Raw genomic sequence first — 11,317 nt, forward strand, 5'->3', positions numbered from 1 at the left:
GTAATCAGAAAGAGGCCGCCCAATGGGCGAAATGAACGAACTGAGTTAGACAAGTGTCGTCGAGGTGGCCTGCCGCCGGTCGAACGAACTCAGCCGCAAATCCACCCTTTTTCGGCATTTCCACCATCCGCGAAAGGGGTGGAAATGCCGAAAAGTGGTGGGTTTGTGGAGCTCAGGAACCGATCTCGTCGACCAACCCCCACGCCAGAGCCTGCGCGGCATCGATCTCGACGCCGGTCACGAACAGGTGCAGGGCGCGCCAGCGTCCGATGCGCCGGGGAACGCTGACGGTGCCGCCGGCTCCCGGGATGAGGCCCATCGACACCTCGGGCAGACGGATACGGGTGTCCGGCGCGGCGACGACGCGGCCTGCGAAGGCGGGAATCTCGATGCCGGCGCCCACACAGTGACCGTGCAGCCGGACCTCGACGCGGTCGGCGAGGGCGGCCACCAGTCGACCTGCTCCCCCGCGGGTGCGGATCAGGTGGGCCGTCGTCGCGTCGGGCATGTGTCCGAACTCGTCGAGGTCGCCGCCCGCACAGAACGAGCTGCCCGCACCGTCGACGAGGACGTGGCCGATCGAGTCGTCGAGTACTGCGAGACGCAGCGCCTCGACGAGTGCGTCGCGAAGCGCGGTGCCGTAGGCGTTGCGGCGTTCGGGCCGGTTGAGGGTGATACGCAGGGTGTCACCGTCGCGGTCGAGCAGCACCGCGTCGACGGCGGGCGGCGGAAGCGGGCGCCCCTTCGCGCGACGCTCCTGCAGCCAGCGGCCGAACTCGTCGCCGCCCTGCAGTGTCGAGTAACCCAGGGATTCGACATCGATGGCAGGGACGGGATCGAGCGGTTCGGCGGCGCGCACCACCTGCGCGGCGACGAGCGAGGCCTGAGGACATCGTGAGACCGCGTCGGTGAAGTTCCGGATTGCCGCCTCGACGTCGTCGACGCCGATCACCGCGCGATGGTCGGCGCCGTGTGGGCCATACGTGAGATCGAGGCCGTCCAGCAGAGGGAACAGTTCGTCGTCGATCATCCTGGTGGACGTCCCCACCAGGATGACGTCCGATGCCGAGGCACGGTCGGCCGCCCGGACCAGGTCGGCGTCGGTCACGCCGTCCACGGTGTCGAGGTCCACCAGCGCGACCGGCGACACGACGGCGGCACCGTCCCCGAGCAGGTCCCCACCTCCGATGACCGGTGCTGCGGCCAGGTCGGCGATCGAGATACGACGAGTCTGCATGGCGGTGAACCTCCTGAGCTTTACGTGCGGACGGTAGCATTTCGCCCGTGTCCAGCCATGCGTCCCATGATCCGGTGCGCGACTGGGCCGCCAGCGGCATCCCGCATCTCACCGGCCGATCCGACGGTCCGCCTCTCATCCCGCCGGGTCGGGCAGCGACACTCGCGCGTGAACTCGGCGACTGGATTCGGGAGGCGAGCAACGGCGCCGCCGACATCGACGGCGCTACCCTGCTCGCCGAGCGCGCCGCACTGACCGGGCACTCTCGGCACGGCGATCTCACCCCGGGCGGATCAGGGCGCCTCCTGCCCGCCGACGACGGTTGGGTCGCGGTGAGTTCCGCCCGCCCCGACGACCCACTACTGCTGGGTGCGCTGATCGGACGCGAGGTGACCGAGGACAGCGTCTGGCCGGCGGTCGCCGAGTGGACATCCCAGCACACCCGAGCGGATTTCGACACACGCGCCACCCTGTTGGGGATCGCCGGCGGCGGTGTCGCTCACGGCGACGAGATCGCCGGCCAGGCACGTGACGCGTTGCGTCCGAATGGTATTCCGCGTTCGGTCGACGGCCTGCTCGTCGTCGACTTCAGTGCCCTGTGGGCCGGCCCGCTGTGCGCACACCTGCTGGGTCTCGCCGGGGCACGAGTGGTGAAGATCGAGACACCGCAACGTCCGGACGGCGCACGGCGCGGAGACCAGGACTTCTACCGGTTGCTGCATGGAGGGCACGCGTCGGTCGTCCTCGATCCGACGCTCCACGTCGAACGCGGCGCGCTGAAACGAATCGTCGCGGCCGCCGACATCGTGATCGAAGCGTCCCGACCACGGGCTTTGCGCGGATTCGGCCTGCGCGCCGAGGATTTCGTCGCCTCCGGAACCACCTGGATCTCCATCACCGCCGCCGGGCGCGACTCCGACCGCATCGGCTTCGGCGACGACGTCGCCGCGTCGGCGGGGCTGGTCACCGAAGACGACGCGGGCCTGATGTTCGTGGGCGACGCGATCGCCGACCCGCTGTCCGGGCTGACCGCCGCCGCGCTCGCGATGTGTGAACCCGGTCCCGGTCGCGGCGCACTGTGGGACCTGTCGATGCGCGCCACGGTCGCGTCGACCCTCGGCGGACCACCGCCGCCACCCGCGTACCGCGACGGCGATCAGTGGGTCGTCGACACCGATTCCGGCACAGTCCCACTCGATCCGCCCCGGGCACGGGCCGGTTCCGCCGACACCGCACCGTCGGGACGGGACACGAACTCGGTGCTCGCCGGACTGGGGATCATCCGGTGAGCGCGACACTGTTCCGCCGTGTGACCCTCTCCGCGGGAGTCCGCGACGTCGCCGTCGACCACGGTGTGATCACGGCGGTCGGCGTGGATCTCGCAGGCGGCGCGACCAGAGGATTCGAGATCATCGACGGCGACGGCGGAGCGCTCATCCCCGGCCTTCACGACCATCACATCCACCTCCACGCGCTCGCGGCGGCCTCCGCGTCGGTGCAGTGCGGTCCGCCGCTGGTGACGAGCTCCGACGATCTCGCCGCCACCTTGGACCGCGCCCCCGATCTCGACCCCGCTGGCTGGGTCCGAGGCGTCGGATACGTGGAAACCGTTGCCGGGCTGCTGGATTGTGCCACCCTCGATCGGCTCCACTCCCGCCGACCGGTCCGCATCCAGCACCGCAGCGGCGCGGTGTGGTTCCTCAACACCGCCGCGGCCGAGGCCGTCGGGTTGCGGACCGCCGAACATCCCGGTGTCGAACGGGACGACTCCGGCGCACCGACCGGACGCGTGTGGCGCGCCGACGACTGGCTTCGTGAGCGGATGGGCCACTCCCGGCCACCCGACCTGTCGCAGGTCGGTTCCGAACTGGCCCGACTCGGCATCACCGGCGTCACCGACGCCACGCCGGAACTGTCGACGGAGTCCCTCGACGCACTGGTCTCATCGCATGTGAACGGGGCTGTGCCACAACGACTTCATCTACTGGGAGTCCCACTCGATACGACACCCGACCTCCCATCGACGGTGACCGTCGGCCCGTTCAAGATCGTTCTGGCCGATTCCGACCTCCCCGACTTCCCAAGCCTGTGCGAGCGGATCCGCGCCGCGCATTCGCGGGGACGCGGGGTCGCCGCGCACTGCGTGACCCGGGAAGCCCTCCTGCTGCTGCTCGCCGCCTTCGACGAGGTCGGCCGTCGGCCGGACGATCGGATCGAACACGGTGCGATCATCGCCGCCGAGACCGTCGACGAGTTGAGCCACACGCAGATCGCCGTCGTCACCCAACCGGGATTCATCGCGGCACGCGGTGACGACTATCTGGATCGCCTCGACGCCTCGGACGTCCCCGACCTCTACCGGTGCGCATCCCTCCTCGAACGCGGTGTGCCGCTTGCGATGTCGAGTGACGCACCGTACGGCCCCGTCGACCCGTGGGAAGTGATCGCCGCGGCCGCAGACCGTCTCGCCCCGGACGGCCGCACGGTCGGTGCCGACGAGAAGCTCGACCGCGTGACGGCGTTGGATCGTTACCTGACGCCGCTGAGCGCCTTGGGCGCAGCGCCACGAACGGTCCGCACCGGCGAACCGGCCGACCTCGTCCTGCTCGACGACACGCTCGAGTCAGCACTGCGGTCCGGCCGGGAGGCGTTGCACTGCACGATGATCCGCGGACGCATCGTCTACCGGCGTGAGGGATGATCCGGCAGTCAGCCGACGCCGGGCACCGGAACCTGTGCGCCCGTCACCGCGGCGGACGCGTCGGACACCAGGAAGGCGACGGTCTCGGCGATCGTCTGCGGCGACACCCAACCCTTGCGCGAGGAGTCCGGCTGGCTATCCCGGTTACCCGGGGTGTCGATCACCGACGGCAGGATCGCGTTGGCCCGGATGGCGTCGTCCTTGTACTCGGCGGCGAGGGCACTGATGAACGCCCAGACGGCGGCCTTGGAGGTGATGTAACCCGCAGCACCGGAGAACGGCGCGAACGCGGCCTTCGCCGACACTCCCACGATCGATCCGCCACCCGCCTCGATCAGCTTCGGGATCGCCGCCGCGGACAGCAGATACAGCGGCCGCAGATTGAGGCGGAGCAGCCGCTCGAACTCCTCGACCGGCGTCGCGTCCACGCGCTCCCCCATCGCGAACCCGCCGACCAGGTTGACCACCGCGGTCACCGGCGCCGAGGACTCCCCCGCCGCGGTCGCGACGACCTCTGCCACCGACGACTCGTCGAACAGATCGGCACGGAGGGTGACGAGCCGATCGGACTCGGGAAGCCGCGACATCTCCTCTTCGACGACCCACGGCACCACCACTCGCCAACCGTCGTCGAGCAGCTTCGTCGTGACGGCGGAACCGAGTCCGCCCGTGCCGCCCGACACGATCACCGTTTGTGCCATCGCCAGTCCGTCCTTGTCTCTCGCACTTCGTTCGACATCGGCGACACTATCGCAGGTGTCTGAATGTGTGCATTCATCTCACCCTATGCGTGAGAGGCTGTGTCGATGAGCACGAACGTCACCTCCGAGGCCCCGGAGTGGTTCCGCGCGGCCGTCGCGACGAAGCCCGAGCACTCGTCGGTCACCGTCCATGGTGCGCGCATCGCCTACCGCTGTTGGGGTGAACCCGGCTCGCCCGGCCTCCTCCTGGTCCACGGCGGTGCGGCTCACGCCGGCTGGTGGGACCACATCGCGCCGCGGTATGCGGGAGAACGTCGCGTCGTCGCCCTCGATCTGTCGGGCCACGGCGACAGCGACTGGCGCGACTCCTACACCCTGGACAACTGGGCCGACGAGGTCACCGCCGTCGCCGAGGCCGCACAGGCGGGCGACCACGCGGTCCTCGTGGGACACAGCCTCGGCGGCCTCGTCGGCATCCGGACGTCGATCGCCCACCCCGACCTGATCACCGACCTCGTGCTCGTCGACTCGCGCGTCCTCGACGCCGAGATGCTGGACGAGATCCAGCGCGACCAGCCCGAGGGAGGCATCCCTCGACGCAGCAAGCACTATCCCTCGCTCGACGCAGCGCTCGAACGGTTCCGCCTCGTGCCCGACCACGCGAGCCTCGACTACGCCAAGGACCATGTCGCCCGGCAGTCCGTCGTCCGCGACGACGACGGGTGGCGGTGGAAGTTCGACCGCGGGTTCGCCGACGATCTGACGGATCTCCCGCCGCGGCCGCCGAGCGCCTGCCGCCTCAGCGTCGTCCACGGCGAGCACGGTGTCGTGACGGCGGCGATGATCGACATCGTCACCTCCGAGCTCGATGAACCGGCGCGCGTGGTCGAGTTCCCCGGCGCCGGTCATCACATCCCCCTCGAACAACCGCTGGCCCTGATGGACGTCATCGACGACGTTCTCCGCGAGCACTCGGCGCGGGTGGGGCTCGGGCCGGGGTGATGCCCCGCGCCTAGCATGGACGTCGATGACCCCGCGCGACAGCGTCTTCGCCTCTCTGCACGTGCCCAACTACCGGATCTTCTTCGCCGGCATGTCCGTGTCGATGACCGGCTCCTGGATGCAGGCGACCGCCCAGGCCTGGCTGGTGCTGACGTTGAGTGGATCGGCGTCGGTCCTCGGCCTGATCGTCGCGCTGCAGGCTCTGCCGGTTCTCCTGATCGGACCCTATGCCGGTGTCATCGCCGACCGCGTCGACCGTCGGCGATTGCTGACGGTCCTCCAGGCGATGATGGGCCTGCTGGCGGCGGTGCTCGCCGCACTCACGCTCGCCGGGGTGGTGGCGGTGTGGCATGTGGCGATCCTCGCCGTGCTACTCGGCCTCGGACACGCCTTCGAACAGCCCGCGCGGCAGGCATTCATTCATCAGATCGTCGGGCAATCGCTGATCCGCAACGCGGTCACGTTGAACTCGGTGATGGTCAACGCCGCTCGCGCGGTCGGTCCGGCCGTCGCCGGCGTCATCCTCACACTCGTCGGTGCGGGTTGGTGTTTCGCGATCAACGCGGTCAGTTTCCTGGCAGTGGTCGTCTCGCTCATCGCGCTCGACGGCACGAAGATCACCCAGGAGCCCCCTGTCCCCCGCGCGAAAGGACAGCTGCGCGAGGGCATCCGCTACGTCCGCGGCATACCGTCACTGTGGATTCCCCTCGCCACCATGGCCCTGGTCGGCACCCTGGCATACAACTTCCCGGTCACCCTGACGGCTGCCGCCGACTTCGTCTTCGACGGTGGGCCACAGGCTCTCGGTTTCATGACCTCGGCCATGGGGGTCGGCGCGGTCGTCGGAGGGCTCGTCGTCGCGGCACGCGGCACCATCGGACTGCGGCCGCTCACGCTGGCCGCGTTCGGATTCGGCATCACGATCGCCGCGGCGGCGCTGGCACCGGACCTGATCACCGCCATCTGCGCACTGTTCCTGGTGGGCTGGCTCAGCGTGACGTTCATGTCGACCGGCAACGCCACTCTCCAGCTCAACTCCGAACCCCGGATGCGAGGACGGGTCATGGCGCTGTGGTCGGTGGCTTTCATGGGGTCGACGCCGATCGGCGGTCCGCTCGTCGGCGCGATCATCGAGGCCACGAATCCGCGTGTGGGGTTGGGTGTCGGCGCGGCCGCATGCCTGGCCGCCGCATTCCTCGCCTTCGCGGCCGACCGGAGGAGCCGATCGCGGGTGGGGCCCGAACCCGCCATCGACTGAGCCCTGGATCAGACGGCGTCGCTTCCGTCGATGCTGCCGAAGTCGCCGACCTCGACGTTGCCCTGATCGTCGACCGCGGTGTCGAAGATGCCATCGCAGTCGGTGTCGGCGACCGCGATGTCGGTGTAGCCGTCATCGTCGCTGTCGGCCTCGATCAGGTCGATCGCGCCGTCGTCGTTGGTGTCGTAGGCGATCGACTCGGCGTAGCCGTCGTCGTCGGTTTCGACCAGGATTCCGTCTGCGGGGATCTGGGTGCTCATGGTGTTCCTTTCGTGGTGCCCGCCGGTGCGGGCTGTCTGCTGCGTTCGTGTACTTGGAGCGGGAGCGGGCCGGGAATGTTCCGCGGCTGTCCCGGAGTCGTTCGGTCGGCCGACGTGCGTCTTTCGACGAATGTGCCCCGTCGTCTCACCACGCCGGGTTAGCGTGACTCAGGTCACGATCGGAGGGGCGATGACGCCAGGTCGATGGGGTATTCACACAATGCGGCGGCGACTGCACACGGTCACCTGCCTCGTCGTCGGGGCGCTGCTCGTGTCGACGATGCTGGTGTCCGCACCGGCGACCGCCGCGAACCACTGGTTCCCGGACATCTTCGAAAGCTCGGTACCGAAGGCCGATTGCGGTCCGGGCTCACGACCGGAGCCCGGCCTGCAGGGCGACGTCAGCGCCGAGGACCGGTTGTCCGGTCGCAGCATGCGTGGCTACCACTGCAACCTGACGAAACTCGGCAACGTGACCGGCGCCGGCGGCGGCATCGTGTCGGCGTCGTTCGAGCACTGCAGCTACACCGGAAGCCTGTTCCCCGGCAACAACTTCATGCCCCAGCCGGGCGTCCAGGTCATCGATGCCTCCGATCCTCGGAAGCCGCGAGTGGTGGGCTCGCTCACCGACACCGCGATGCGCGGCGGCACCTGGGAGACCCTGAAGGTCAACAAGAAGCGCAAGTTGCTCGCCGCGACCGGCGTTCCGCTTCTGTGGGGTGCCGGCTTCTTCGCGGTCTACGACATCTCCGACTGCACCCGTCCCAAGCTGCTCAATGCCCGCGGCGGCGGCATCGCCTACCCCATCCCGTTCACCTCGCACGAGGGTGGCTGGTCGCCCGACGGCCGGACGTACTGGGCCTCGGGGGTCGCTCCGGGGCACCTGAGTGCGATTGACGTCTCCGACCTGCGCAATCCGCGGGTGATCTGGCAGGGTCTGCACAGCTTCCTGGGGCACGGTTTCGGCATCACGCCCGACGGCAACCGCATGTACCTGTCGAACATGGCGGGTGTCACGGTCCTCGACATCAGCGCCGTACAACGGCGTGCACCCTACCCACAGGTCCCACATGTGGCCGCGTATCTGTGGCCCGACGGCCAGATCAACCAGCACTCGATCCCGGTCACCTATCGGGGTACACCGCACGTCATCACCGCCGATGAGGGCGGTTCGGGCGGCGTGAAGATCTTCGACGTCTCCCGGGTCAACACACCGCGGTACGCCGCCCAACTCAAGCTCGAGATCAACCTGCCCGAGCATCAGGACACCCAGTTCCGGTCGTCCATGGGCGGTTCGTTGTTCGGCAGCAACCCGCACTACTGCGCGGTCGACCGTGCGAAGGATCCGACGGCATTGGCCTGCGCGTGGGAGTCATCGGGCATCCGTGTGTTCGACATCCGCGACCTGTCCGCGATCAAGGAGATCGCCTATTACAACCCGCCGGCGCAGAAGGGCGCCACCGCGCTCAGCCGGCCCAATTCCCCACACGTGCTCGGCTCGCTCATCGGCGTACCGGCCATCGAGTTCTTCAGCCTCGGAATGTCTCTCGCGAACGGGCGAGCCAAGCTGAACGAGATGATCGGGCCGCGGATCGGCATGGTCGTGGGCGGTGACATGGCCACCGACTGGTGCTTCTCGCCACCCGAGTTCCGCGGCAACAAGATCTTCACCACCTGCTCCGACGGCGGTTTCTACGCGCTCGAGTTGAGCAGCCGGGTCTACACCCCGCCGCCGGATCAGGATTCGTTCCTCGGATGACCGAACGGCACACCGACAGGCGCACCGGCAGACAGCGACCCGCGTGGCCGCAGATCGCCGGACTGACCTCGCTGGCGGTACTGCTCGTGGCGATCGGAATCGTCGTGGGTTCGGTGTGGTCACCGGGGTCACGGGACGACGTGACGACGATGAGTGCTGCCGACATCGGCTTCGCACAGGACATGTCGGCGCACCACGATCAGGCACTGCTCATGGCCCGGACTATTCTCGCCGCCCCCGATGTGGACCCGACCATCCGCGGACTGGCCGACCAGCTCGTCGTCGCCCAGTCCGCGGAGAGTGCGACCATGCGCGGCTGGCTGCAGTTCTTCGGGCTGCCGCTGACCTCGGACTCGCCGATGTCATGGATGCCCCACGACGATCTGCGTACACACGGCCATCCGTCGGCGGCGACGCCCGGCACCCCACCCATGCCGGGGATGGCGAGCACCGACGAACTCGGCCGGCTCGCCACACTGCGTGGCGACGAGGCCGAGAAACTGTTCCTGCAGTTGATGATCCGGCACCACCGCGGCGGCCTCGACATGGCTCAGGCTGCGTACAACGACGACCGTTCCGGGCCGGCGACAAAGCAACTCGCCCTGAACATGCTCGGCGATCAGGGCAACGAAATCGGTCAGATGTCGATGCTCCTGAAGGAACGCGGCGCTGAACCCCTGCCCACCTGAACCCCTCTGGGCCGTCAGTCGGTCTTGGGATGCAACGTGAACATCTCCCAGACCTCTTTCTGGTCCACGGCCCACGGGTCGTAGACGAAGGGGGCGTGCCGCAACGCCATTCCGGCTTTCCGCGGGGTGCGATTGGCCTTGAAACCGTTGCAGGACTTGCACGCCGCGACCTGGTTGCCGAATGTGCTGGGCCCGCCCTGGGATACCGGCACGATGTGGTCCACCGTGTCAGCCGGACCGTCGCAGTAGGCGCAGATCCACTGGTCACGACGGAGGATCGTTGCATTGGAGGCGTAGGAATCCATCGTCTTGCCTGCGTACGGGCGATAGGCGTCCCGCTTGATCGCCACCACCTTGTGAATGGGCAGTGACACCGTCGGCGAATGGACCACGCGCATCAAGGGGGTGCCCTCGACGTTGCGCGCGACCTCGGTGGTCAGCAAGACGGCAGCGCGCCGCCAGGTGACGCGCGCGAGGATCTGTAATCCCGCATTCGTGACGAAGATGGTCATGGATACTCCTCGATGCGTGGGCGAGTGAGCGCGCCGACCATCGAGGTTCACGACCTCAGGAACTGGTGACGCTGGATGTGATTGGTCCGGACCGGGTTCGGGCTGGTAGCCCGTACCGGCAGCCGAGGTCGGTCATCCGCCACTCGCGAACGAACACCGCCATACCGATCGACATCTGCGCCACCTCCTCTCAGTTCTCTTCTGGCCTGCTGTCCGCCACGATAACCGCGGTCAGCGCAGCCTGCCACCGTTCAAGCCGTGTGTTCGCCGATGTTCACGTGCTGAACACAGTGTGTTCGCGGCTTCCGGGCCGAACTCAGAAGATGTCGGGGAGGTCCTCCGACACCGTGTTCGGGTACGTCGCCGACCGCTTCTCCAGGAACGACATGACGCCCTCGTAGACGTCGCCGGACTGGCCGCGATAGAAGATCGCCTTCGAATCGGCGTGATGGGCGTCGAGCGGGCTGGGCGCCCCGGCCATCCGCCACAACAGCTGGCGGGTCAGCGCGGCCGAGACGGGGGCACTGCCCGCGGTCATCTCACGCGCCACGGCGATCGCGGTCTCGAGGACCTTGTCCTTCGGCACGACCTGCTAAGATCAGTCCGCGCTCGTGCGCCTCGTCGACCTGCACCATCTTGGCGCCGATCGTCCACTGCAGAGCGGTCGGCAGGCCGACGAGTCGCGGGGAACCAGCTCGACGCCGCCTCGGGGACGAGGCCGCGGGCGGCGAAGACGAAGCCGAACTTGGCATCTTCGGAAGCGATCCGGACGTCGGCGGGCAGGGTCATGGTGACGCCGACACCGGCCGACGGACCGTTGATCGCGGCGACGATCGGCTTCAGCGAGGCGAACATGCGCAGCGTCAGTTTGCCGCCCTCGTCTGCCGGGACCTTCGTCGCCGGCGACCTCCGAGGATGCGTCGAAGGTGGACCCGCCTTCCTCCAGGTCGGCGCCGGCGCAGAACGCCCGACCGGTACCGGTGAGCACCACGGCGCGCACGGAGTCGTCGGCGTCGGTCTCGTCGAATGCCGCTCGGAGCTCCTCACCCATCTGCACCGTGAAGGCGTTGAGACGATCGGGGCGGTTGAGCCGGAAGATCGCGATGTCGCCGTCGCGCTCGACGGTGATGGTGGGTTCGGCCTGGGTGGCCTTCCGGCCGGCCTTTGATGTATCGCTCGTCACACGGGTGATGCTATC

10 protein-coding genes and 1 pseudogene are annotated in these 11,317 nt (G+C 68.3%); 6 read left to right on the plus strand and 5 right to left on the minus strand.

Annotated elements, in window-relative coordinates; all coding sequences use genetic code 11:
* Nucleotides 1-172: 172 nt before the first annotated feature.
* Nucleotides 173-1,237, minus strand: coding sequence for an enoyl-CoA hydratase/isomerase family protein (locus GOAMI_RS07175; protein ID WP_006435775.1), 1,065 nt, complete (start codon nucleotides 1,235-1,237; stop codon nucleotides 173-175).
* 47 nt (nucleotides 1,238-1,284) lie between these two features.
* Between GOAMI_RS07175 and GOAMI_RS07180 the strand changes: the two genes are divergently transcribed.
* Entirely contained in the window at nucleotides 1,285-2,526 is a 1,242-nt protein-coding gene (locus GOAMI_RS07180; protein ID WP_006435776.1) for a CoA transferase, read from the plus strand.
* A complete protein-coding gene (locus GOAMI_RS07185) occupies nucleotides 2,523-3,938 on the plus strand; it encodes an amidohydrolase family protein (RefSeq protein WP_006435777.1) in 1,416 nt (471 codons plus the stop codon). Before GOAMI_RS07180 ends, GOAMI_RS07185 begins: the two co-directional genes overlap by 4 nt.
* Nucleotides 3,939-3,946: 8 nt before the next feature.
* Here GOAMI_RS07185 and GOAMI_RS07190 read toward each other — a convergent pair whose 3' ends face one another.
* The gene (locus GOAMI_RS07190) at nucleotides 3,947-4,639 is read right to left on the minus strand and encodes an SDR family NAD(P)-dependent oxidoreductase (RefSeq protein ID WP_006435778.1); all 693 of its coding nucleotides are present in this window, start codon (nucleotides 4,637-4,639) and stop codon (nucleotides 3,947-3,949) included.
* Between the two features lie 105 nt (nucleotides 4,640-4,744).
* Between GOAMI_RS07190 and GOAMI_RS07195 the strand changes: the two genes are divergently transcribed.
* Both GOAMI_RS07195 and GOAMI_RS07200 read left to right on the plus strand, forming a co-directional pair.
* A complete protein-coding gene (locus tag GOAMI_RS07195; protein ID WP_006435779.1) occupies nucleotides 4,745-5,641 on the plus strand; it encodes an alpha/beta fold hydrolase in 897 nt (298 codons plus the stop codon).
* Nucleotides 5,642-5,666: 25 nt separating this feature from the next.
* A complete protein-coding gene (locus tag GOAMI_RS07200) occupies nucleotides 5,667-6,899 on the plus strand; it encodes an MFS transporter (protein ID WP_006435780.1) in 1,233 nt (410 codons plus the stop codon).
* Nucleotides 6,900-6,907: 8 nt separating this feature from the next.
* Here the strand turns inward: GOAMI_RS07200 and GOAMI_RS07205 are convergent, their stop codons facing one another.
* Nucleotides 6,908-7,159, minus strand: a complete 252-nt coding sequence (locus GOAMI_RS07205) for a hypothetical protein (RefSeq protein WP_006435781.1) — start codon at nucleotides 7,157-7,159, stop codon at nucleotides 6,908-6,910.
* A gap of 220 nt (nucleotides 7,160-7,379) precedes the next feature.
* Between GOAMI_RS07205 and GOAMI_RS07210 the strand changes: the two genes are divergently transcribed.
* Together GOAMI_RS07210 and GOAMI_RS07215 are read left to right on the plus strand one after the other, a co-directional pair.
* On the plus strand, nucleotides 7,380-8,918 hold the full coding sequence (locus GOAMI_RS07210) for an LVIVD repeat-containing protein (protein WP_006435782.1): 1,539 nt from the start codon (nucleotides 7,380-7,382) through the stop codon (nucleotides 8,916-8,918).
* Nucleotides 8,915-9,607, plus strand: coding sequence for a DUF305 domain-containing protein (locus GOAMI_RS07215; RefSeq protein WP_006435783.1), 693 nt, complete (start codon nucleotides 8,915-8,917; stop codon nucleotides 9,605-9,607). The genes GOAMI_RS07210 and GOAMI_RS07215 overlap by 4 nt, the downstream gene beginning before the upstream one ends.
* 14 nt (nucleotides 9,608-9,621) lie before the next feature.
* On the opposite strand, the gene GOAMI_RS07220 is transcribed toward GOAMI_RS07215, so the two are convergent.
* On the minus strand, nucleotides 9,622-10,119 hold the full coding sequence (locus tag GOAMI_RS07220) for an HNH endonuclease (RefSeq protein WP_006435784.1): 498 nt from the start codon (nucleotides 10,117-10,119) through the stop codon (nucleotides 9,622-9,624).
* A gap of 316 nt (nucleotides 10,120-10,435) precedes the next feature.
* A pseudogene (locus GOAMI_RS07225) lies at nucleotides 10,436-11,302 on the minus strand (enoyl-CoA hydratase-related protein).
* Between the last annotated feature and the right edge of the window lie 15 nt (nucleotides 11,303-11,317).

It is taken from the genome of Gordonia amicalis NBRC 100051 = JCM 11271 (assembly GCF_000332995.1).
Lineage (GTDB): Bacteria > Actinomycetota > Actinomycetes > Mycobacteriales > Mycobacteriaceae > Gordonia > Gordonia amicalis.